Annotated in this window: 20 protein-coding genes; 3 read left to right on the forward strand and 17 right to left on the reverse strand. The window is 61.9% G+C overall.

Annotated elements, in window-relative coordinates; all coding sequences use genetic code 11:
* Positions 1-102: 102 nt before the first annotated feature.
* Positions 103-1,269, forward strand: a complete 1,167-nt coding sequence (locus tag ATN38_RS19040; protein WP_007735099.1) for a CdaR family transcriptional regulator — start codon at positions 103-105, stop codon at positions 1,267-1,269.
* A gap of 51 nt (positions 1,270-1,320) precedes the next feature.
* Here ATN38_RS19040 and ATN38_RS19045 read toward each other — a convergent pair whose 3' ends face one another.
* Entirely contained in the window at positions 1,321-2,241 is a 921-nt protein-coding gene (locus ATN38_RS19045) for an alpha/beta hydrolase (protein ID WP_218748369.1), read from the reverse strand.
* Between the two features lie 176 nt (positions 2,242-2,417).
* Here ATN38_RS19045 and ATN38_RS19050 point away from each other — a divergent pair, with 176 nt between their 5' ends.
* Entirely contained in the window at positions 2,418-3,881 is a 1,464-nt protein-coding gene (locus ATN38_RS19050) for a glycoside hydrolase family 5 protein (protein ID WP_161121006.1), read from the forward strand.
* A gap of 51 nt (positions 3,882-3,932) precedes the next feature.
* On the opposite strand, the gene ATN38_RS19055 is transcribed toward ATN38_RS19050, so the two are convergent.
* From ATN38_RS19055 to ATN38_RS19065, 3 genes are all read right to left on the reverse strand, one after another.
* Positions 3,933-4,595 (reverse strand): GAP family protein, encoded by a 663-nt coding sequence (locus tag ATN38_RS19055; protein ID WP_042450708.1) that lies wholly within the window; start codon positions 4,593-4,595, stop codon positions 3,933-3,935.
* Positions 4,596-4,908: 313 nt separating this feature from the next.
* Positions 4,909-6,336 carry a hypothetical protein gene (locus tag ATN38_RS19060; protein ID WP_218748370.1) on the reverse strand — a complete coding sequence of 476 codons (1,428 nt, stop codon included), beginning with the start codon at positions 6,334-6,336 and terminating at the stop codon, positions 4,909-4,911.
* 103 nt (positions 6,337-6,439) lie between these two features.
* Positions 6,440-8,104, reverse strand: coding sequence for an alpha/beta-hydrolase family protein (locus tag ATN38_RS19065; RefSeq protein WP_218748371.1), 1,665 nt, complete (start codon positions 8,102-8,104; stop codon positions 6,440-6,442).
* A 153-nt stretch (positions 8,105-8,257) separates the two neighbouring features.
* Here ATN38_RS19065 and ATN38_RS19070 point away from each other — a divergent pair, with 153 nt between their 5' ends.
* On the forward strand, positions 8,258-10,663 hold the full coding sequence (locus ATN38_RS19070; protein WP_218748373.1) for a LuxR C-terminal-related transcriptional regulator: 2,406 nt from the start codon (positions 8,258-8,260) through the stop codon (positions 10,661-10,663).
* An 82-nt stretch (positions 10,664-10,745) separates the two neighbouring features.
* Here the strand turns inward: ATN38_RS19070 and ATN38_RS19075 are convergent, their stop codons facing one another.
* The 13 genes from ATN38_RS19075 to ATN38_RS19130 are packed head-to-tail and all read right to left on the reverse strand — an operon-like array spanning position 10,746 to position 22,609.
* The gene (locus ATN38_RS19075; RefSeq protein ID WP_218748375.1) at positions 10,746-12,563 is read right to left on the reverse strand and encodes an ABC transporter ATP-binding protein/permease; all 1,818 of its coding nucleotides are present in this window, start codon (positions 12,561-12,563) and stop codon (positions 10,746-10,748) included.
* Between the two features lie 31 nt (positions 12,564-12,594).
* Positions 12,595-13,344 carry a DUF6390 family protein gene (locus ATN38_RS19080; RefSeq protein ID WP_218748377.1) on the reverse strand — a complete coding sequence of 250 codons (750 nt, stop codon included), beginning with the start codon at positions 13,342-13,344 and terminating at the stop codon, positions 12,595-12,597.
* Positions 13,344-14,414 carry a hydrogenase expression/formation protein HypE gene (gene hypE, locus ATN38_RS19085; RefSeq protein WP_058038669.1) on the reverse strand — a complete coding sequence of 357 codons (1,071 nt, stop codon included), beginning with the start codon at positions 14,412-14,414 and terminating at the stop codon, positions 13,344-13,346. The genes ATN38_RS19080 and hypE overlap by 1 nt, the downstream gene beginning before the upstream one ends.
* Entirely contained in the window at positions 14,404-15,516 is a 1,113-nt protein-coding gene (hypD, locus tag ATN38_RS19090; RefSeq protein WP_007735088.1) for a hydrogenase formation protein HypD, read from the reverse strand. The genes hypE and hypD overlap by 11 nt, the downstream gene beginning before the upstream one ends.
* Complete coding sequence (locus tag ATN38_RS19095) at positions 15,513-15,812, reverse strand: HypC/HybG/HupF family hydrogenase formation chaperone (RefSeq protein WP_003942168.1); 300 nt, start codon at positions 15,810-15,812, stop codon at positions 15,513-15,515. Before ATN38_RS19095 ends, hypD begins: the two co-directional genes overlap by 4 nt.
* A gap of 16 nt (positions 15,813-15,828) precedes the next feature.
* On the reverse strand, positions 15,829-18,117 hold the full coding sequence (gene hypF / locus ATN38_RS19100) for a carbamoyltransferase HypF (RefSeq protein ID WP_050655148.1): 2,289 nt from the start codon (positions 18,115-18,117) through the stop codon (positions 15,829-15,831).
* A complete protein-coding gene (locus ATN38_RS19105) occupies positions 18,114-18,401 on the reverse strand; it encodes a HypC/HybG/HupF family hydrogenase formation chaperone (RefSeq protein ID WP_054825610.1) in 288 nt (95 codons plus the stop codon). The genes hypF and ATN38_RS19105 overlap by 4 nt, the downstream gene beginning before the upstream one ends.
* 3 nt (positions 18,402-18,404) lie before the next feature.
* Entirely contained in the window at positions 18,405-18,899 is a 495-nt protein-coding gene (locus ATN38_RS19110; protein ID WP_218748379.1) for a hydrogenase maturation protease, read from the reverse strand.
* A 6-nt stretch (positions 18,900-18,905) separates the two neighbouring features.
* Complete coding sequence (locus tag ATN38_RS33425) at positions 18,906-19,025, reverse strand: hypothetical protein (protein ID WP_003942178.1); 120 nt, start codon at positions 19,023-19,025, stop codon at positions 18,906-18,908.
* A 48-nt stretch (positions 19,026-19,073) separates the two neighbouring features.
* On the reverse strand, positions 19,074-20,435 hold the full coding sequence (locus ATN38_RS19115; protein WP_218748381.1) for a hypothetical protein: 1,362 nt from the start codon (positions 20,433-20,435) through the stop codon (positions 19,074-19,076).
* Complete coding sequence (locus ATN38_RS19120) at positions 20,432-21,070, reverse strand: DUF6084 family protein (protein ID WP_007735081.1); 639 nt, start codon at positions 21,068-21,070, stop codon at positions 20,432-20,434. Before ATN38_RS19120 ends, ATN38_RS19115 begins: the two co-directional genes overlap by 4 nt.
* Entirely contained in the window at positions 21,067-21,687 is a 621-nt protein-coding gene (locus tag ATN38_RS19125) for a DUF5947 family protein (RefSeq protein ID WP_042922570.1), read from the reverse strand. The genes ATN38_RS19120 and ATN38_RS19125 overlap by 4 nt, the downstream gene beginning before the upstream one ends.
* A gap of 19 nt (positions 21,688-21,706) precedes the next feature.
* Positions 21,707-22,609 (reverse strand): NifU family protein, encoded by a 903-nt coding sequence (locus ATN38_RS19130; RefSeq protein ID WP_218748383.1) that lies wholly within the window; start codon positions 22,607-22,609, stop codon positions 21,707-21,709.
* Between the last annotated feature and the right edge of the window lie 3 nt (positions 22,610-22,612).

The following is a 22,612-nucleotide window of genomic DNA, read 5'->3' on the forward strand; positions in this document are numbered from 1 at the left end:
TCCCGTCACTATGGCGGGACCATGGGTGAACCCCGGAATCCGCGACGCTCGTTCGTGAAATTCACGGGACGCAAGACCAAGCACGCACAAAGGAGTAACCCCGTGGACGTAACCGACGTCGAAGAAGAAGACACGATCCGACGGTTGTGTCGCGAGGTTTCCGACGAGCTCGAAGCGCTCACCGAGCGCGCGGTACAACAGATTCGCAGCGAACTCCCGGCCTACTCCGCGGTACCAGTGGCCGAGCAAGGCAACTACATCCGCAAACAGTTGTCCGCAATGCTGTGTGCCGTCGCCGAGAACGAAACGATCACCACAGAAGACACCGACCGAAACCGCGAACTCGGGCGCCGTCGCGCGATGCAAGGGCTCCCCCTCTCCGATGTCATCGAGACCTATCACATTGCATCTCGTGAGCTCTGGGACACGATGGTCCAGCGGTCCACGAAACCAACACACGAGCTGCTGCAAGCAGGCGGCAAACTTTGGGACCTCGTTCACGCCGCGACGAGCGCAGTCGCAGTCGGACACTCCGAGGCAACGCGCAGCGAGCAGGCCATCCGCGCCGGCGTTCGATACCGATTCTTCGAAACACTGCACAGTGCAACGGATATGGAACTGAGCAACGCCCGAGAGCTGGCACAAACCCTCGGATTCGATACACAGAAATCGTTCCAAGCACTGTCGGCCGTCGAGGACGAATGGTCAGAAGCACAAGTGGAACACCTGCAACGAACCCTGGATTCCGTGCATGTTGTCGCGCATTGCAGTCGACATGGCTCCCGAGTAATCGTGATGTGTCAGGGCGAACCAACCGAAGTCATCCACGCAATCATGCGAGATCATCCACGAACGTCACTAGGTATCGGGATGCCCCGGGTCGGGCTCGTCGGCGCAGCTCAAAGCATCACCGACGCCGAGCGCACATTGCAGTTGGCGACAGCGCCGGGCACGACGGTCAGTTTTGCCGACGAATGGCTCATCGCCACTCTTGCCACCCACCAGGACGAGCTGCTGCCGCTTCTACAGGCCGGGGCATCTGTGGCCGAAGAGCACTCACATCTGATGGACGCCGTCCGCGCCTTCGCGCGAAGCGGGTTCTCTGTCAGCGCCGCCGCCCGTGACATCCACCTACATGCGAACTCTGTCACCTATCGACTCGACCGCTGGCAGCATCTGACTGGATGGGATGCGCGAACCCTCGACGGCCTGATGAAATCCATGGTGAGCCTCGAATTGTTTCATCGTAAAACGCTCGCCAAGATCTGACACCGAACACAGTCCGCTTTTCCTCGGCACACTGAACCGCGCCCGTGCTTGTCACGCGGGGTCGGAGTCGAGTCGATTCCGAAGCCAAGCACCCATATCTAGCGCAGCACGCCGGGCAACAGGCGTTGGGTGGTTTGTAAATCCATGCGGGACATCAGGATAGAGACGCAAGTCGACGTCGTTTCCGGCCGCCGACAGTCGCGCCACCATGGCAAGGTTCTCTGCCAGGACCACGTCTTCTGATCCAACGACAACGAGGGTCGGCGGCAGGCCGCTGAGGTCGCCGAATGTCGGAGAAATATCCGGAAGAGTGCGATCATCGACATGGCCGACGTAGGCTTCGATGAAGTATTCGTCGCTGATGGTGCGGCCCGCGGGAGTCTGGGCACTGACGTCGTACGTGCCCGCTTCCAGCACCGCACCCGAAAATGCCTTGGCCAGACCTCGATCACGAAGGCGCAGCAACGTCGTCGTCACCAAGGTTGCTCCCGCCGACATGCCACCGATGGCGAGCCTGGTCGTCCCGAACCGTTCGGCAGCGACATCAAGCAGCCACAAGGCGACTGCCTCACAATCCTCCGGCGCTGCCGGCCATGGGAATTCCGGTGCAAGCCGGTAATCGACGGTAACCACTACCACCCCGACCTCGTCGGCAAGTCTCATGCTTCGGGCGTCAGCGCTGGCCGCTGAACTCATGTAGAAACCCCCACCCGGAAGATACAGATAGACCCCGTTGACATCGCCGTCGTTCGGAGTGACTACGCGTACCGAAACGGATCGGCCCTCGATGTCGAGTGTGTGTTCAACAGCCCGGCTCGCCGTGGGATCAACCACCCTGGATGCTCGCACCACAAGCAGTTCCTGCAGGGAACTCGGACCGACACCGGCAGGCCGCGACGCATAGAACGCTCGCGTACTCGCCAAATCGTCACGAGGCATTTGTTCGATCAGATCAGTCAATGCAAGCTTCACCAGGGCTCCCTCGGGTCGAGACTTGTCGACAATGATGACACCTCCAGCAGGAGCACGTGTCCGACGTGTTCTCGGCAACGCGGGGCCGTGACAGGTATGAGCAAACCGCGCCGGAAAGAGGTCTTCTCACGCTAGCCTCGACTCGGAATTGGACGTTTGTCTAGAAAGGTCGATGGATGCGTGCGCTGTTGCTTGCCACCCTCGCAATCCTGGTCCTCCAGATTGCAACTCCGGCGGCGAACGCTGCACCACCGGATCCGGGCTGGACTCTCCCCCAACTGACCGTCGCAGATCGAACGATCAAGGACGTCGACGGACGAACGGTGTTGCTCCGCGGCGTGAACGCCAACGGTCTCAATGACTACGCAACCAACGGCACCGGTCTACCCACCGTTACGCCGCTGGGAAGAACGGACTTCGCGCAGATGGCAGCGCTGGGCTTCAACGTCGTCCGGCTCAACGTCGCGTGGTCCCTCCTGGAACCGACCCGCGGTGCATTCGACACTGCGTACGTCGACCGCGTTCGAGTAGCGGTCGAGGATGCAAAAGACCACGGCATCTACACCGTTCTCGACATGCATCAGGATGCATGGGGCCCGTACGTCGGCACTCCGAGCGACCAGTCGTGCCCGTCATTCATGCGGCCGGGAGTCGGCTGGGACGGCGCACCCGAGTGGGCAACCCTGACCGGCGGATGGACAACCTGCAACATCGGTGGACTCAGGGAAGCCGCACCCGCGATCGCCCATGCCTTCCAGGCGTTCTACGACGACGAGCAAGGAATCCAGAGTCGCCTCGTCGCGACGTGGGCGCGGTTGGCTGCCGAGTTCAAAGACGAACCAGCTGTAGCCGGATACGACCTGTTGAACGAACCGAACCCCGGCCTGCGCGATCCATTCACGGCAGCTGATCAGATCGGGCAGTTCTACAAGCGGGCCACCGATGCCATCAGACAGGCCGAAGCAGGAGGATTTCCACACCTCGTGTTCTTCGAGCCCAGCGCGATCTGGTCGGCTTTCGGCCTCGACGCGCTGCCTCCACGCCATTACCTGACCGATCCCCTGGTGGTCTTCTCGCCCCATCTCTACAGCGAATCGATAACGGTCAGTAGCGAATTTCCCGGAATCGAAGACGGATTCAAGATCGCCGACCGCGCTGCCGCCTGGTACGACGCACCGTTGTGGACAGGTGAATGGGGTTGGTTCGGCGACGCCGACGAGCAGAGAGCAGACGTCGACCGCTTCGTCGATGCCACCGACAGGTACCGGATGGGCGGCGCGTGGTGGTCGTGGACACAAGCGTGCGGTGACCCCCACCCGGTTCGCGACGGCAATACCCACCAGCCGCAGGGAAATCTGAATCGCATCGACTGCCCGTCCGGTGAATCACTCGGGCTCGTAGAGGGATTCGCCGCGCCACTCTCGCGAGCGTATCCGCGGGCAGCGCCCGGCACGCTGACGGAGGTATCGCGTGACGGGTTTGACGGGAGCGGCACCGGACGGGTCGAGGCCTGGTACCCCGGCACCGACCGGCCACAGCTCGAGACCACGAATCTCTCCGACGTCCGACTGTCCCCGATCGAGGGCGGATGGCAACTGATCGGCCACGCCGACGGCGACTACGCGGTCAAGCGCGCCTGATCGAACGATCATCCGGGAATCGCGCGTTCACACCACGCGAAAGAGCGGGTATCAGAAGATTCCGCCAATTCCCTTGCCGATCAAAACAACTCCGACGACCAAGATCAACACACTCATCACCGTGGTGTTGTTGTCCTGGAGCCAGACTTTGAGATTGGCCAACGGCTTTCGCAGGCGATCAGCAGCCACCAGGTATCCGATGACCGGGATCGCGACAGTTGAACTGGCGATGACCGTGAAGACGAGAATCGAGGTGATCGCTCCGCTGGTCGCCAACGACGCCGAGCCGATCGACACTCCGGCCGCGATGCACATGAGCAGGTTCTTCGGGTTGATCGCGGCGAGCGCGAATCCAAGGCCCAATCCCTTGACCGCGGTCATCTCGTCGACGGCTTGCATCCACTTCGGTGTTTCGTGCTCGCCGCTGCGCCCCCGCCACTGCTTGACCCCGACGGCCAACAGGAGGACACCGAGAGCTAGTTTGATCCACGAAACCGTGGCGGACGGTCCGTCGTCTGACGTGCTGACGGCACTGGACAAGATGACGAAAAAAACTGTAGCGATGAAGATTCCGAGTAACCAGCCCACCGCGAACCCGGCGCTGGTGCTACCCGCTCGCTTGGAGAGCAACATCAAGATGGTGGCGATGACGGCCACCGGCGACACGGCGACACCGACGGCCAACGGGAGAAGTTCTCCGACAACGGAACCCATGTCAAAACTCATTTCTGATTGCGGCAAGCAGGATAGGCGGTAGGCGAGAAAAGCCGCCCCTGTCCGCCACGACGGACAACAGAGCACAGCCGATACCGCTGCGCGACAATGCTGACACTGCGAGCGCCTGCGTAGTTGATGCCTCATTCGAAAGGGATGAGTGCCTGAACCGCAGGCCCCGATTCCCCACCGAAGATCGCGAAAAGACTTGGTCAACGGTGTGTCGGCTGCGCTCGCAGCAGAGCGCAGCCGACATCATCGAGGAGGATCACCAGACACAATCTCGAGTAGTGACCTCACGCGTAAAGACGGGTTACTTCGCGCAGCCACTGCCCTCGAACGCGAGCTTGGACGTATATTGCCCGTCCGGCAGATACTCTCCCATCACTGCCTTCTCGTCACCGGGCGTCTTGGTGTCGTGTGCAGCGTGGCTGAAGTCCTTGGCCGGCAGCATGTTCCGCATGATCAAGAGGGAATCGTCGGGGTGCCCTGCGCCGTCACCGGCCGGCGAGAGCGAAAGCCATGACACCCCACATTCCTTCGTAGCGTTTGCGGGTCGGTCTTCAGGGAGCGACGCGACAATCGTGTAGCGACCATCCGCATCAGTGGCCATCTGCTCGTCGAACAGACACGTCGCTACCTTCGTCGTTGCCAGCGATTCATTGCTGCACATCGACCAGAACCGCATGTCGACTGCGCTGTCGAGATTCTTTGCGCCGCCTGTCGTCTTCGGAGTCCTCGGCAACTCTCCCCGAAGTACTAGAACTTCGCCGAACCCACGGTTGACTTCAGCGGTGACGTAGCTGTTGTCGATGTTGGAGTACTGCCCGCCCACCCGCTGGGGTGTGCCATCGCATTTGCCGAGATAGGTACAGCCGAGCGTGAACTCGGCGCTGTAGTACGCCCGCCAGACTGGTGTCTGCTCGGAAGGGAATGTCGCAGGCTTGCCCGGTTGGTCACGCAATGCCTTGTACGTGTCCAGCGGCAGCGAAGCCGGCTTCAAGATTCCGTTGTCCGCACCGACCGCTGAACACAGATCCTGCCCGCGCAACACCTGACCACCGGGAAGGTGCAGCTCTGGCTCCGGCAGTCCAACGCCGCCGGTGAGATCACGCCCGTTGTCCGGCAGGTAGATGCGATAAAGCAGGCTTATCCGGTCCTGACCTGGCACACCGGCATACAAGGTGTTGGGTTTCGGCTCAGCAGGCGAGGCCTCGTTGAGGACGGAAGCCGTGTACGACCTGGCACTTTCGTTCGATCGATCGGCACCGGGAAGATAGGTGTTGCGCGAACCTGCGTCGGGAGCTGTCGAAATGTCATTGAGGACGGCGGTCGGCATCGCGGTTGCTGCGTTGTACGAGTTCAACGACTGATAGCGCGCATGCGCATACTGCCCTCGGATAACCAACTCGGCGTTCTCGGGGATTGTGAACTGCGCAGCCCAGTAAATCGCCGCGGTGTCAGGAAAGGCGTAGTTGAGCTGTGGGTCCGCGCGCTCGGGATTGATCGGCACGGACCAGAAGCAGGTCGACACCGGATGCTCGACGTCCGGTCCGCCGGATCCGAAATCGACAGAACCAGATTCGGATCCGCTAGCCGAACCGGTTCCTGATCCGGATCCGCTCGACGAGCCGAAATCGACAGATCCGACCGCCGGCGCGGCAACCGCGGACCCAGCCCCGGCAAATACAGTGATCGCACTCAGCGCCACCGCAGCTACGAGTGTTCTTGATGAATGCATCGCGCTCCTTGTTAGATAGCTGACAAACAGTGATAGAACGATCGAGAGCGAGTACTCCCGGTCCAACGACGAGAGACCGTCACGAGGTCCGCACTCCGCACTACTACTTGGTGGGTTGAAAGTCGTTCGTCAGAGCGCCGCGAATCGCGTCGGTGTCCGACTGAGACCAGTTGTCGGGGTGCAGGATCCGCGCCCACATGTCCGCCGCCTCGGCACCGTAGTTGTGCCCGTGACCTGGCGGAACGTCCGCCGAGAAGACCATGTCGAGTGTCACCTGCCAGAATGTCACGAACGGTATCCACGTCATTCCCGGATCGACATCACGGCCGAGAGGCTCGGCAAGCCAGTCCGGCTTGTTCAGAAGCAGGTCGAAAGACCACCAGACAATTGGGTCGCTGGCGTGCTGCCAGTACACGACGCGTGAGTCGTTCCACGGCGCATCCAGTTCGAGATCCCCCGGATAGGCAGCGAAACGAATCGACTGCCCGTCGTCGATCACCGGCACGGCTTCCCGTGAGCCGGAGTCACGACTGCTGGTGATCTCCTGCCATTGAGCGGTGAAGTTCGGAGTCCCCGACCACAACGCCCCATCCACCCGCGTCGCCATGTCCTGTGCTCCCGCGAACGCGGCCTGTCCCCCGTACGATCCGAGGCTCTCGCCGAAAACGACAAGCTTGGGGCGCTTGTCGAGCGGCAGATCGATCCACTTCGCATAGACAGAGTTGAACAGCGCCCGGCCTGCGGCCATCGGGGTTTCGCGATCGGCGATGAATGCCAAAGGGCTGGGAAGGAACGAGTACTGCATCGCCGCGATGGCGGTGTCGCCGCCCTGGACGTATTCGAAAGCGGACGCCACGTCGTCGTTCACCCAGCCGCGGCCGGTGGTGGTCACTACTGCCAGGACGGCACGGTCGAAGCCGCCGGTGCGCTCGAGTTCGTTGACGACCCGCTGCGCGACACCGTCGACGGAATCCGACGACTCACGGCCGGCGTACACGCGGATGGGTTGCTTCGCGTCCCGGCCGGTCAGCGCGGAAATCTGCACCGCAGACGGCCCGCTACCCATGAAGGTGCGACCCTCCTTGCCCAGCGAATCCCATGCCTCGGCAGACATGGGTGAACCACTGCGTTCGGCGATCAGAGGCTGGTCGATACCATCGGGCGTGTCGTTGTCCGCGCCGGAGAAACTCCAGTTCGCAAAAGCGATGAGCCCGTTGTAGAGGGCACCGTTGACGACGAAGATCACCAACGCGAAGACGACGACCAAGCTCGCGACTTTCGCTGCTTCCTTGGGAACAAACCGCAGAGCAACGGCAGCGAGTCCTCTGGTGAGATGCCGCAGACCGCGACCCACCTCCAACAAGATCAACCACACCACCAGCGAAATCAGCAGCACCAGAAGATAGTTCGCCCGGTTCACGCGAGGCGCCTCGACCAGATCACGGACGATCTGCTGCCACCACGAACCCAAGATCAGAAAAAGAGGCACCAATATCACTGCCAGTACGGCGAGTACGGCCCAACCGATCCGCTTGGTCCGGTCCGACCATCTCGGTTCGACTCCGCATTTGCGGATCATCCACGCCACGCTCACACCGATGCCGTACCCGGTGGCGACGGAAATACCGGTTGCCACGCCCTGCAGGTACCACGCGCGCGGTAAGAGGGACGGGCTCATCGAGAGGACGAAAAACACCAGACCGAACGACAACCCGACCGAGTGCAGTGTCTTGCCGTAGCGCCGCACACCTTCCCACACACGTTTCATGCCCGAATCGTAAGTGCGCCAGAAAGATGAAATGCGCCTCTCATCCCTTTCGAATGAGGCGCGAACTACGTCGGTGGAAAGTGTTCGCTATTCCGCGTCATGCACCGAAAAGCTTCGGCCCAACGGCAATCACGGGCGAACACCGGTGGTGCGTTGACAGATTTCACACACGCGATTCCGCGTACACTGTGTGGGGTCAATCCACTCAGCACGTACAAATTCGGCGCGATTCTCATGGCGGCAAAACGAGGAAACCTACCGATCGAACTGAGCAGTTTCGTCGGTCGCCGGTCCGAGGCCAAAGAAGTCCGACGCCTGCTGTCGGACTACCGGCTCGTGACCCTTACGGGCCTGGGTGGGGTCGGCAAAACCCGCTTGGCGCTCCGTGCCGCCGATGATTCCTCCCGTACGTTCCCCGGGGGCGTCTGGTTCGTCGACTTCAGCGAACTGCGGGAGCCGGCACTTCTCGATCAGACGATTCTTGCCGCACTCGGAGTACAAGACCGATCTACGCGGTCACCGCGATCGGTACTGATCGGCCGTCTCGTCGACGAACGTGTCCTGCTTGTTCTGGACAATTGCGAACACCTCATCGGCTGGGTTGCCGACACCGCCGCCGAACTTCTCCGGTGCTGTGCCCGATTGGCACTTCTGGCGACCAGCCGAGAACCGCTCGACATTCCCGGCGAGATGGTATTACGGGTGCCGCCTCTGCGATTTCCCACCGAGGCGCCGTCGCCAACCGACACCCGTGATGGTGATGCGATGATGCTGTTCGAGCAGCGGGCACGTTCCTCCGTGACGGACTTCCGCATCACCAGCGAGAACAGCGCGGCTGTGGAGAAGATCGTCCGCCGGTTGGAAGGACTACCGCTGCCGATCGAGTTGGCGGCTGCCCGACTGAGGGCGATGTCGGTCGATCAGATCCTGCAAAAACTCGACGACCGCTTCCAACTGCTGACGCGGGGCAGCCGGAACGCTCCAGCGCGTCAACAAACGCTTGCACAGAGTATCGACTGGAGCTTCGATCTGTGTACGCCGCCGGAGAAGTCGTTGTGGGCGAACTCGAGCGTATTTGCGGGTAGCTTCGATCTCGGGTCCGTCGAAGGAATTCTCGCCGACGAAGCACAAAACGACGACTTGGGCGATCTCGTGATGTCCCTTGTCGACAAGTCGATCCTCATCCGTGAACAAAACGGCTCGTACGTCCGCTACCGCCTACTCGAGACTCTTCGCGACTACGGGCGTGAACTGGTGTCAGTCGACGAGTGGGTCTCGCTGCAGCGCAGGCACAGTGAGTGGTTCAGGCAACTCGTCTTCCGCGCCGGAGTCGACTGGACGGGGCCGCACCAAATCGATTGGATGACGCGGATCGACCGCGACTTACCCAACGTGCGCACCGCGTTGGAATTCGGTCTGACCGAACCCGACTCGGTCGAAGCCACATTGCGTACCGCAAGTGCCTTGCATGATTACTGGCTTGCACGTGGTCGATTCAACGAAGGTCGCTACTGGTTGGGTCGCGCCCTGGCCGAGGTGCCCGAACTGACCGAGGGCACTCTCGGTGAGGCGGTAGTCGAGGCCGCCGCGACAGGCGCACTGCTGGCAGCCCTCCAACGAGATATCGCTTCGGCGACAAGCATTGCCGAAGAGGCTCGGCGACAGGCCGAGATGCAGCGGAACGACGACGGTCGCATACTGGCGCGGTACACGCTCGGATTCGTCGCGGTCGCCGACGGCGATCTCGTGCGCGGCGCCGAGTACCTGGAGCAGGCTGTCGCAGCATTCCGGGCAAACGACGACATCGCCCGTCTGGTACCCGCGCTCTACTGGTTCGCCTTCGTCGTCGACGCACTCGGCGAAACCGACCGGGCTGCAAGCATTTACGAGGAGGAGTTGGCCCTCACCGAATCGCGCGGCGAAATCTTGTGGCGGTCGATGACGATGTCGGACTACGGATCCGCCCTGTGGCGTCATGGCAACCACGCTCGCGGTATCGAGCTACTCGAAGATTCTCTCCGATTGCTTCGAGGGCTGGGTAACCAGTTCGGATGTGCATGGTGCCTCGAGGAAATCGCGTGGACGCTTGTCGACCGGGACGCAAAGCTGGCAGCCACACTGATGGGAGCTGCCGACACGCTGTTCACCGCCACGGGCAGCCCGATGGACACCTTCAGGAGCATGGTCCCGTACCACGAAAACAGCGTGACCGAGGCTCGTAACCGGATCGGAGACAGGGTGTTTCAAACAGCATTCGATCATGGACGAGCTCTGACTCTCGACGACGCAGCGGCCCGCGCGCTGAGAGAGCAACCGCCCGGTGGATCACCGAAATCGGCGGCTGACGAAGTGCTGACTCCGCGGGAGCAGCAGGTGGCCGAACTCGTCGCACAGGGCCTGACCAACCGAGCAATCGCGGACAAGCTGGTCATTTCTCAGCGCACTGTCGACGGCCACGTCGATCACATACTGAACAAACTGGGGTACGACTCGCGCACCAGGATTGCGGCCTGGGTGCTCCAGCACACAAACGACTTCCGCAACCCTTCGACCTCGTGACGGTCGGTGTCTTCGATCGATCGCGGCGCGGCGGGTAACCCGGCCGAATCCTGTCGCAAGAATCCGACCGTCGAAAGTTTTCTCAGCCTTCGTGATCAGCGAGAGTCCAGTGTCCCGCACCGCGCAGTTCGAGTTGTCGATTGTGAAAAACGTCGAGAGTGCTGCGATGCCCGACGCTGACAATGATGCTGTCGGGCAGTTCACGGCGAAGGATGTCGTAGAGCGTGTACTCGAGGCCTTCGTCGATTCCGGATGTCGCCTCGTCGAGAAATGCGGTTCGCGGTCGGATCAGGAGGACTCGGGCGAACGCCAACCGTTGTTGTTCGCCCGGCGACAGAATTCGAGTCCAATCAGCCGGCTCGTCGAGCCGACCGATCAAATGTGCGAGATGCACCTCGGCGAGCGCGTCGTGGAGCCTGCGGTCGTCGAAGTTCGAGCGCCCGGTGTTCGGCTGACCTGAGGGCAACTGGTCCGGATATGCCAAACCCGCGCGCAGAGAACCCAATGGTAGGTATGGCCGTTGTGAGAGGAACAGGACGTCTCCGACCGGGGTGGTCACGGAACCGTTTGTGTACGGCCACAACTGCGCGATGCTGCGGAGCAGCGTGGTTTTGCCGCTACCCGACGGACCCTTCACCAGCAGTGCATCGCCGGGCCCCAGTGACATGTCGAGTTCGGAGATCAACGCCTCACCAACCGGCGTGCGCACGTCGAGTCCCCGAACAACCAAATGACTGCCAGCGGAGAACGCGTCGAGCACGGGAAGTGCGCGGGCACGTCGATTGGCATCGGCGAGCCCGGTCAAACGGATCAGTGTGGCCCGGAAACTTGCAAAATCGGCATAGGACTCTCGAAAGAACGACAACGAATTGTGCACCTGGCCGAATGCTTGAGCAGTTTGCATCACGTCGCCGAAAGTGATCTGCCCGCTGAACAATCGAGATCCCTGGACCAGAAACGGAAACACCACCGCTGTCTGATCCACTGCCAGATTGAAGCCACTGAACTTGAGCGTCCGGAAGACGATCGCCCACATATTGCGGATCACTGCAGCAAAACGTAGTCCGAGCGTGCGTCGTTCGACGTTCTCTCCGCGATAGAAGGCGATGCTTTCGCCGTACTCCCGTAGTCGAACCAACGCGTACCGGAAGCTGGCGCCGAGTTTCTCGTTCAAGAAGTTCAGCATGATCAAAGGCCGGCCGATCCAGAACGCGAGTGCCGTGGTCACCAACACGTAGATGTAGACGAGAAAGATCATCGCTCGCGGAATCTCGACACCGAAAACAGTCAACGGCCCGGACAGATCCCACAGGATCTTGGTGAAGCTGACGATCGACACCATTGCGGCGACGGCGCCCATGGACAACGTGCGGGACGACGTCGCGAATGCGGTGATGTCTGCCTGAATACGTTGGTCCGGATTGTCGACGGGGTTCTCCAGGAAGTTTCCGCGATAGTAGGCGCGGCCGTCGAGCCAATCGTCGGTCAATGTGTCATTGAGCCAACTGCGCCAATTGATATCGAGTGTTTGGCCCACCAGGTAGACGACGAGTGAGCTAGCGACGTGGACTGCGGCCAATATCGCGAACACTCGCAGGTAGTGCCAGAAAGCGGTTTCGTCGAGGTTCTGAATGGCGTCGTAGAAATCCTTGTACCAGTACGAAAACAACACCGTCACGCGGACACCGAATATCGTGAGCAGCAGCAGTAACGCGAGAATCGACAGCGGAATGACGGTGCGCCGGGGATCGAAGTAGGGCCAAGCCATTCGCCGAAACTGGTTGCCCCAGCGGGTATACCGAGCAAGCAGCAGCGCGGTGACGACGAGAACCGCTACCGTGATCGCATATGCCTCTGCCAACCACAGTGCGCTGTCCGGTACCGCGCTACCCCAATTCACCGTAGCCTCCGTCCTGGAGGGGAACTGACGATCACATATCGGTCGACAGCATTCGGTTCGCGATCCGCAATCCCGAGTCTTCCGCGGCATCCAATGCACGTGATTGCTCTGCCGTTATCCTGTCGCACACCCAATCCCAGTGCATCGTCACCACAGCGCCGGCGACGGGCATCGCCGCTAGCGCGTTGCCCTCGACCCTCCACCGCACCCTCTGCGTTGCCGGTCGGCCGCGTGCGAGTTGCTCACCGTCGAACTCGAGCGGGGACGAAACCACCAATGCATGCTCCTCGCCGACGTCCTCGACCACTCCCCATCTGATCCGGCAGTTCTGGAGGACGGACAGTGGGACCGCACCGCGCTTCCGAAGAAGCTTGACCCACGGATACACCAGAAATACGTGAAAACTGTGGTGCGCAAGCGCGCGGTCCCGACCCCCGAGGACAGGGAGGAACCCGGTGTTCTCCCGTTCACGGAAGGCTTTTCTCAGGTGCTGCAACAACTTCCCCGAATCGAGAGAGTCGAGGAGATCACCTCCCACCCAATAGGCTTGGATCACTCGCGAATCCAGGGGGTCGTCGATGCCCGCTCCTACAGCCAATGCCTCGAGGTACGGCCACGCACCGTCGAATTGACGAGCGCGATCACGGTCGCCGCTGCCCGAGTTGCCGCTGGCCAGACGAAGCAGCACTGAAGGATCGTCGGGTCCGCAGTAACCCAACTCGTTCGGCGGATACGCGTAGCGGGCAAACAATGCCGGCCCGTTCATACCGACGGCAGTCATCAGCAGATCCGCGGGAGTTGTTCACCTGCCGGCAGATCCACTACCCGATTGCCTCCCAATGCCGTACGCGCCACCACCATTGTGCGATGTTCGGCCACGCACTCCCCGATCACGGCGGCTCCCACACTCAGTGGATTGCCGTGCATCGCTTCCAGAACCAGGGCGGCATCTTCGCGTGGAACGAAAGCGATCAACTTGCCCTCGTTTGCGACGTACAACGGATCCAAGCCGAGTAGCCCACAGGCGTCGCGCACGTCAGCGGGAATCGGCAGATCTCGCTCCACCAGCGCAACCCCGATGTTCGACGCCTGAGCGATCTCGTTGAGGGTCGCGGCGACTCCGCCCCGCGTAGGGTCGCGCAGGACGTGGATGTCGACGCCGGTGGCAATCATGTCGGCCACCACGCCGTTCAGGGCCGCACAATCACTGCGCACTTCGGTCCCGAATTCGAGACCTTCGCGACAACTCATCACGGCCACGCCGTGAACGCCGATGTCGCCGCTGACGATCACGACGTCACCCACTTGTGCGCGAGTGGGGCTGATGTCCACCCCGTCTGCGACAATCCCGATTCCTGCGGTGTTGATGAAGACTCCGTCGCCGTGACCGGCATCGACGACCTTGGTATCACCCGTCACCAGCCGAACGCCGGCAACGTGCGCGGCCTCACCGAGCGCCTTCGCGATTCCCGCGATGTCGGTCAGTGCCGTCCCTTCTTCCAGGATGAATGCCGTCGACATCACCAATGGCTGCGCTCCAGTCATCGCCAGGTCGTTCACCGTTCCGTTGACAGCGAGATCGCCGATAGTTCCGCCGGGAAACACCATGGGTTTGACGACATACGAGTCGGTCGAGAACGCGAGCCGCACCCCGCCGACGTCGAATACGGCCGAGTCACCGAGTTCTGCATCGGCAGCGCTTCCGAACGAGGGCAGGAACAGGTGCTCGATGAGCTCGGCGGACATCGCTCCTCCACCGCCGTGCCCCATGACGATGTTCGGCGAATCACGCAGCGGCAGTGGGCAGACCCACGCCGACAAGTCCACGACAGCGGTCTCCTCAGCCGGCATGGCCCGCCTCCTGAAGTTCCAGGCGCCGGTACAGGTAGTACGCGGCGCACGCCCCCTCGGACGACACCATCGTGGCACCGAGCGGATTCCGCGGAGTGCATTCCTTCCCGAAGGCACTGCACTCGTGTGGCTTGATCAAACCTTGCAACACTTCTCCGGAACGGCAGACGCTCGACTCGTCAGTGTGGATATCGGTCACCGAAAAACGCTCTTCGGCATCAAAATACGCATACTTCGGTGCCAGCTGCCAACCGCTGTCCGGGATCGATCCGATGCCGCGCCACGTCCGGTCCGACACGGCGAACACATCCTCGAGCATCGCTTTCGCTGCGGTGTTGCCCTGCGCGGTGACGGCACGGGCGTAGGCATTTTCGACCTCGTATCGACCCGATTCCAACTGCAGCACCGTCTTTCGGATGCCCTCCAGCAGATCCAGCGGCTCGAATCCGGTGACGACGATCGGGACCTTGTACTTCTCGGCCAGCGCCGGGTACTCCGACGTTCCCATCACACTGCACACATGCCCGGCCGCCAGAAATGCCTGCACGCGGCACTCTGGCGAATCCATGATCGCGGCCATCGCCGGCGGGACCAGAACGTGCGAGACGAGTAGCGAGAAGTTCTCGATACCCAGGCGATTGGCCTGATAGACGGTCATGGCGTTGGCCGGCGCGGTGGTCTCGAATCCGATCCCGAAGAACACCACTTGCCGGCCCGGATTCTCCTTGGCAATAGTCAGTGCATCCAACGGTGAGTACACCACCCGCACGTCACCGCCGGCGCTCTTGATGCGGAACAGATCCGACGAACTCCCCGGAACTCGCAACATGTCCCCGAAGGAGCAGAAAATGACATCGGGTCTTGCCGCGATTTCGAGAGCTTTGTCGATGATCTCGAGCGGGGTGACACAGACCGGGCATCCGGGTCCGTGGATCATCTCGATCTGTTGGGGAAGTAATTGATCGATGCCGTGTCTGATGATCGAATGTGTCTGACCACCACACACTTCCATGATCGCCCATCGCCGTGTGGCCAGCGCACGGATCTGATCCAGCAGTTTGCCGGCCAGTTCCGGATCGGAGAACTCGTCCAGATATTTCATGATTCCGTCTCCTTCGGTTCGATCCCCGCGGCCCGGGCAGCCCTTTCGAACCCGTCACCGAATTCCTCTTCCAGTACGCCGAGGTGCTCGAATTCCGCCAGCGTGCTGCGAGCGGATTCCTCGTCGAGTCGCTGGATGGCAAATCCGACGTGCACCACGACGTACTCGCCGACTTGGGCGCCCGGAATGTACTCGAGGCACACTTCTTTTCGGACGCCACCGAAGTTCACCACCGACATCGTCGTTCCGTCGCGTTCCTCCAGGGACTCGATACGTCCCGGTACGGCTAGGCACATGACACAACTCCTGACCTCATGACGAACTCCCCACCAGCACTTGGCCGTAGGCGAGACCGCCGTCGTTCGGCGGCAACTCCAGTCCTGTCAACGGCGTGAATCCAGCGTCTGAGAGCAGAGCACACGCCCGAACGAGCAGTAGAGGGTTCTGAAAGACACCTCCGGTGAGTACTACCTCGTCCACTCCCGCCAGTTCCCGGCCACGAATTGCCCACTCGAGCACCAGGTGCGCTACGGATTCGTGGAAACGGGCGCCGATCACTTCAGCGGGCAACTTCTCCCGGAGATCGCGGACAACAGCCCGAATGACCGACCGCGGATCTGCTGTCCACGAATCGTCGTCCGACTGCGTCCAATCGAAGGTGTACCGCGAACCGGCGCTGTCGACTCCCCTCGACACCCCCTCCAACTCGATGGCAGCCTGCGCTTCGTAGTCGACCCTCTGACGGACCCCGGTCAGCGAGGAGACTGCGTCGAACAACCGCCCCATGCTCGAGGTGTCCACGCACCCGAAACCGGTTTCCATCTGGTGAAGTAGGACCGACTGCTCTCGGGGCGGACAGGCTGCCACGGGCGCGAGGTCGGATTCCCAGTCCAACCCGGCATGCCACAGGTGGGCGAGCGCCATTCGGTACGGCCGTTCCACTCCGGCATCGCCACCGGGCAGCAGTACGTATCCCAGATGCGCGAGACGGCGATAACCCTTGTACGTCGCCAGCAGTAGTTCCCCTCCCCACACTGCGCCGTCCGCCCCGTAGCCGGTGCCGTCGAACGCTATTCCGAGAACTGGTTCGCTCCCGTCCCGGCCGTTCTCCCCCATCACGGAAGCCACATGTGCGTGGTGATGCCCGACGATGCGCACCGGTCGGTCACCACTACGACTGCGAGCCCACGAGGACGAGCGATACCGAGGATGCTCGTCACAGGCGATCTGGTGCGGCACCACCCCCGTGATCGATTCGAAGTGACTCTCCGACGCAGCAAAACTGTCGATGACAGCGAGGTCGCCCATGTCTCCGATGTGCTGACTCGGCCACACATATCCGTCCTCGGCAAGACAGAAGGTGTTCTTCAGGTCGGCCCCGACCGCCAAGGTAGGCGGTACGTCGAACGGCGCGGTGACGGGCAGCGGAGCATATCCGCGCGAGCGACGAAGCAACTGTCTTCCACTGCCGACTATTCGCATCACCGAGTCGTCACACGGCATCAAGATCGGACGGTTGTGGGTCAATACCCCGTCGGCCAGGTCACCCAATCGTTCGAGATCGTTGTCGGAGTACAGAATCGGCTCACCGCCGATGTTCGCCGATGTCATGACCAACACCGCTGGGCCCGCCTCTTCTCCGGCCAAACCCAGAAGAAGATGCTGAATCGGGTTGTAGGCCAGCATGATTCCGATATCCGGAATGCCGGGGGCAATCAAGGGGGAAAGCGCGTATCCAGACGCTTTGGCAACCAGCACAATCGGGCGCTCGCGCGAGGACATGGCATCAGCCTCGGCATCACCGACCACACCCAACTCTCTGGCTTCTGGCACATCGCGCACCATCACCGCCAACGGCTTGCTTGCTCGATGCTTGCGTTCACGCAACTCGTGAACCGCGCGGTCGTCGCGGGCATCACAAGCCAGGTGAAATCCTCCGATTCCCTTGACAGCAAGAATCTTCCCGTCTCGCAGTAGGGATCGGGCTCGTAGCAGTGCACCCTCACCGGTCACGGCGGGCGCGTCCCCTTCCACGAACGATAGCGTTGGACCGCACTGCGGGCAGGCAATCGGTTGCGCATGAAACCGGCGGTCGGCGGGATCCACGTACTCCGCCGCACAGTTCGCGCACAACGGGAATCGCTTCATCGTCGTAGCGGCGCGGTCGTAGGGCAGCGATTCGATGATCGTGAATCGCGGACCGCAGTTGGTGCAGGTGATGAATGGATGACGATATCGCCGATCGCTCGGATCAGTCAGTTCCCGGAGGCAGTCGTCGCAGATCCCGACATCCGCCGGCGCCAAGGTTCGCCCGACCGACCCCGCATCCGTCTCGACTATACGAAACCCCTCACGACCAACCGGCCGCGAGTCCTCGCGCTCTACCGACTCCACCCGTGCCAGCGGTGGGGGGCGGTTTCGCACCCGAGCGACAAATGCATCGATTGTCTCTCCGTCGCCTTCGACGTCGATCACGACACCGAGAGCAGAATTTCCCACCGAACCCGACAGTCCCAGTTCGGTGGCGGTCGCATGGACGAACGGCCGGAAGCCCACCCCCTGGACTACGCCACGAACGATGACACGGCAGGCGATCTTCATGTCCCGACCTCGCCGTTACCAGAACCGGAGTCGACTACCTCACCGTCGTGGCCACCACGGCCCATCAGTTCGAGGCCGGCCCGAGCGTGGCGAGCTCCCTGCTCGTCGACCTTCTCGACTGCAAAGCCCATGTGGATCACCACCCAGTCACCTGCCGTGACGGTGCCTTCGTCGAGCATTCCGATGTTGACCTTGCGTGGTGCCCCCTCCACGTCGACGAGAGCGAGTTGACCGCCGTATCCGTCCAGTAGTTCGCGTACCCGTCCCGGAATCCCCAGACACATGACTCACACCTCCGGCCCCAGTGTGGTGGCATCACAGTCCACGTCGATGGACCGGACGAGTGCCAGCACCGCCGAAGCGGCTTGCCTTACCGAATCACGCATCTCCGCAGTCAATCCGATTCCGTCGCCGATCGATTTCGCATGTGCCCCCACCACGAACGTCCGCGGTAGTGTTCCGCCGAGGGCCTGCAGGCTGGCAAACACCGAACTCGGATGCATCGAGTGCGCGTCGAAACCTCCTTGCGGGCCTTCACTTTCGGGGTCCACTTCGATGATCGCGAGCTTGCCCGGGACTCCGGTCGCCGGTAAGGCATCGATCAGGACCAGGGCGTCCCACGACTCCAACAAGTCGTACGCCAGATGCACGCCCCGAATCCCGTAGTCGACCAGGTGAGCTCCCGATGGGAGATTCTCATGCTGCAGCGCCCGAACAACTTCGGGGCCGAATCCGTCGTCTTCGAGAAATATGTTTCCGACACCTGCAATCAGCACGCGCACAGCGCTTTACATCTTTCGCATTCGCAGATAGCGCTGGATGTCCGGCATCGACACCACCAGGACGATCGCGGCTGCGATCGCGGTGGCGCCGAGAAGTGCCGTCGACAGCAATCCCATGCTCCTCATGGCGAGTTCTCCTCTCGATAGCTGTGAAGTTCGATAGCTGTGAGTACGTCACGCGCTGTCGCGCGGCATCGGCTCTATCTCGTCCGGCGCGAAGTACAGGTAGCGGCCGTACCAGTTGTGCAGATCGGCGGCCGGATCGTCCAACAGTGTCACCCCAACATGAATGTCGCCGTCCACGTCTTCATGAATGGTGGCGACGTGGGCGATCCGGCCGTCGAAGAACAGGTCCTGAGCATCAGCGCGGCGTGAGGGGTGGAGCCGAACCGTACTTCCACCAGAGACACGGACGCCGTTGATCAGAACTGCGTCGGTGCGTGGTTGAACACTGGTGTCGGCTTCCGGGGTCCACCAGTCCACACCGTCAGGCACCTCGGGTATCAGATCAGAACCGGCATTCGAATCTCGCAGCACGCCGTGCAGGCCGGCTAGATCGTCGTCCGTCAATCGCTCACATCGGTCGATGATGTCGGCAGCTCTGGAGTCGGTAGCTCGCGCCCGCGCCTTTTCCTCGTCGGTCATGGCAAGGATTCTCAGGGTGAGAATTTCGTCGATCTCGGTCGAGTCGAAGAGAGATCCCTCGCTCTGCGGCGCAATCTCGGGAAAGTCGTACAGGATGATCGGTGACACCAGAACGGTGGGCGATGTGCCAGGGTGAGTGGGGTTCTCGGTCCCCGCAAGCACCGGATAACAGCGATTTTGCCGCAACTGCTCCGAGTGATCTGCTTCTTCGAACAACGACAGGAACCTCGAGCCTGTGCAGTTCACAATGACGTGAGTCCCCAGCATCGATTGCGCGGTGGCCGTGCCCTTGTCCCGTGCGTCGACGCTCGTGACGTTCATGATCTCCACGGAAATCACCGTGCGTCCGTCCCCGGCGGAGGCGCTCACTGCCAAGAGGCCATTCACCGGAAGCCGTGTCCGAACGATCCGTCCGACCACCCTGCCCCGAGAGTCCGACAAAGTCTCTCCTTCGACAACTCCGGCCGCACAGAAGGTTTCTTCGACGCCGGCCTCGAGTTCGTCCAGACCCCACGGACCCAACACGATCTCGGACTCGGTGGCTTCGTCCCACGAGATCGACTCCCGCTCGCCGACTACCAACCGATCGACCGGGATCCACGCCCCGCCGGCGCCGAGTCGTTCAACCGTCCGCGACTGGTGGTGCAGAAATCTCACAGTCGCAGAAACTTCGACGCCGTTCCGCTCGAATTCGCCGAGCAGACATTGCGCGGACATCGACGGTTCCTCGCCGACTCCGACCTCGGCGGCGCCGGGCGGTCCGAGAACCCCGAACTGCCAACGGGATTGATTCTTCGCCGAGCCGGCCCGGTAGGGATAGAGAAGATATCCCTCGTACAGGACGGCGTCGGCCACGGCCCGAACGTCGTGATCCATCCCCGTTCGAGTCATCGCGGCACCTGGCTCGCCGTCAGCAACTGCCGCACGGCTGAATCGAGGTCCGTGAGGCCGTGCGCTGCCTTGAACCGCACGAGATCGGCAATCGTCTCATGGTCGAGGCGTACCCAACCAGACGCCGGATAATGCGCAGCCATCAGCTGTTTCCACACGTCGACCGGCAATTCGTAGGCAGCAGATCTGTCCCACGGGATCTGCTGCACGGAGAACCCACGCGGTCCGTCGGTGAATACCGTGCCGCTCAGTAGAACCACGATCGGAATCGTTCCGTCTCCGAGTGCGTGCATGTACTTCGACGCCGTCACCGAGAAGTCGTACGTACACGCCATGGGCAAGGCCGCGACCGTTGTTCCGGTGAATCCTTGAACGACCGTGGAACATTCCATCCACAGGAAGGTGCGCAGCGTACTCGACCAACGCTCCCGCGGACCGAAGAGATCGCGCAGACCTTCGCCTTCGGCGTCGGAGTACGGTCGGCGGTGTGGTTCGATTCGTACCTGCGCGCGCAGAGCCACCGCACGGACGGTCGTGCCGGTGGATTCCGACATTCTCAATCTCACCGTCAGATTCGGCGTAACCGCGTACGGTTCCACCTCCATGTTGTCGATCGAGAAGTCGAGAACAGTCATGCCGACCTGCTTCGCGCCTCGACGCGCCCGAAGAACTCGTCCACTGCGCGTGCGGCATCCTGGCCACCGTCGAATCCGCGCCACACGGTGCGCAATCGTCCCACCAGTTCGTAACAGGCGTCGATGGGAACAACGAAGCATCTCGGCGATTGTCCTGACGTGGGCACCGACACGATCAACGCCTCGACGTCGGCCCGCATCTGCGCGAGCCCCGGATTCTCCTCGAGCACAGTCTCGAACGAGTCGATGGGCAACTCGGATTCGGTAGCTCCGGCCGGTCCCGGATAGAAGACTATGTACTTGTCGAGGAGTGAGTTGCGGAAGAAGAATGCCAGGCCGACGGGGATTTCCAGAGACTCCCACCGGCCAGGGCCGAGGTCGAAGTCCGGAAACTCGAGGTACCGATCGGGAACCGCTTTGTATCGAAGGTCCGCGTCGACCGGTGCAAAGAGTAGATAGCACGGTCGGCACACGCACATCAGGCTCCGGACCTGTACGTCCACGACGTGCTGGTGTTCGTCGCCTATGCCCGCCGCACACATCTCACACCTCGGTCCGGTCGGAACGACACGCGACGAGGCGATTCGTGTGAGCACCTCTCCCACAGTGACTTTCATGACGGGGCTGCGTTCACGGCTAGGTCACCGGTATCACAGACTCGTCAGCAAGCGCGACCGAGAGCACTCCGTCGCGAATCAGCACCGGCACAGGCGCCAGGTGCTCGGAGCCGGTGCCCACCCGCGCTCCCGCCCCGTACACACTGAAGTGGACAGAGCACGTCGGACAGGTGAGGACAGCGGCGTCTCGGGCAGGACGGCCCATCATGCGTTCGAGCACAGCCCCCGCCATCGAGTGCTCACACACCGGGCAATGGTCGCGATACGCGTACAGATCGTCACCGGAGCGGCAGACCAACAGATCGGTGCCCGACACGCGGAAGCCCGCGACCTCTCCCACCTCGACTTCGGCGAATTCGGGGACCTCCACCCAGTGCGTACCTCCCCCGTCGGCGTGAACGTGCGAGAACAGGGACTCGACCGAAATCACACCCGACTTCAGCTCATGCGAATCCGGTGTTTCGACGTCGATTCCGGTGGTCTCGGGTGCCGCCGCCTGCACCGCGTCCTGGACCGCGGTTTCGAGGGTCACCGAGGACGAAGGGCAACTGTTGCAGCTTCCGAGAAGCCGTAGTCGCACTACGCCGTCCGCCACCTCGATCAGTTCGACGTCGCCTCCGTGCGAACCGAGGTACGGACGCACGCTGTCGAGCGCAGTGCGGACGCGGGTCTCCACGTCGTGCGGGTGAAGTCCGTGCACCAGTAGCAGGCTGGACACCAGATCGTCGCGAACCATCGCATCCATCGTGGCCGGATCTGCCAGAGCGACGGTGCGTTCGAGTGCTGCGCCGTACAACTGCACGACTTCACGCACCAGTTGCTCGGCGCGATCTCTCGCCACCGGGCCTGCGCCGGCATTGGCCTGCAACAACGTCTCGATGCGCTCACCTGCTCCGCGCCAGTAGTCGGCCGATTGCCCCATCGA

Origin of the sequence: Rhodococcus sp. FH8 (assembly GCF_019266085.1) — a bacterium.
Lineage (GTDB): Bacteria > Actinomycetota > Actinomycetes > Mycobacteriales > Mycobacteriaceae > Rhodococcus_F > Rhodococcus_F qingshengii.

What these genes read in the sequence shown, in the direction of transcription:
- hypF (WP_050655148.1), bottom strand. Translation starts at nt 18,117, where the DNA reads ATGAAGATCGCCTGCCGTGTCATCGTTCGTGGCGTAGTCCAGGGGGTG.
- ATN38_RS19115 (WP_218748381.1), bottom strand. Translation starts at nt 20,435, where the DNA reads ATGACTCGAACGGGGATGGATCACGACGTTCGGGCCGTGGCCGACGCC.
- ATN38_RS19050 (WP_161121006.1), top strand. Translation starts at nt 2,418, where the DNA reads ATGCGTGCGCTGTTGCTTGCCACCCTCGCAATCCTGGTCCTCCAGATT.
- ATN38_RS19125 (WP_042922570.1), bottom strand. Translation starts at nt 21,687, where the DNA reads ATGAAAGTCACTGTGGGAGAGGTGCTCACACGAATCGCCTCGTCGCGT.
- ATN38_RS19095 (WP_003942168.1), bottom strand. Translation starts at nt 15,812, where the DNA reads ATGTGCCTAGCCGTACCGGGACGTATCGAGTCCCTGGAGGAACGCGAC.
- hypE (WP_058038669.1), bottom strand. Translation starts at nt 14,414, where the DNA reads ATGCCGGCTGAGGAGACCGCTGTCGTGGACTTGTCGGCGTGGGTCTGC.
- ATN38_RS19055 (WP_042450708.1), bottom strand. Translation starts at nt 4,595, where the DNA reads ATGGGTTCCGTTGTCGGAGAACTTCTCCCGTTGGCCGTCGGTGTCGCC.
- ATN38_RS19120 (WP_007735081.1), bottom strand. Translation starts at nt 21,070, where the DNA reads ATGACTGTTCTCGACTTCTCGATCGACAACATGGAGGTGGAACCGTAC.
- ATN38_RS19130 (WP_218748383.1), bottom strand. Translation starts at nt 22,609, where the DNA reads ATGGGGCAATCGGCCGACTACTGGCGCGGAGCAGGTGAGCGCATCGAG.
- ATN38_RS19105 (WP_054825610.1), bottom strand. Translation starts at nt 18,401, where the DNA reads ATGTGTCTGGGGATTCCGGGACGGGTACGCGAACTACTGGACGGATAC.
- ATN38_RS19080 (WP_218748377.1), bottom strand. Translation starts at nt 13,344, where the DNA reads ATGACTGCCGTCGGTATGAACGGGCCGGCATTGTTTGCCCGCTACGCG.
- ATN38_RS19060 (WP_218748370.1), bottom strand. Translation starts at nt 6,336, where the DNA reads ATGCATTCATCAAGAACACTCGTAGCTGCGGTGGCGCTGAGTGCGATC.
- hypD (WP_007735088.1), bottom strand. Translation starts at nt 15,516, where the DNA reads ATGAAATATCTGGACGAGTTCTCCGATCCGGAACTGGCCGGCAAACTG.
- ATN38_RS19065 (WP_218748371.1), bottom strand. Translation starts at nt 8,104, where the DNA reads ATGAAACGTGTGTGGGAAGGTGTGCGGCGCTACGGCAAGACACTGCAC.
- ATN38_RS33425 (WP_003942178.1), bottom strand. Translation starts at nt 19,025, where the DNA reads ATGAGGAGCATGGGATTGCTGTCGACGGCACTTCTCGGCGCCACCGCG.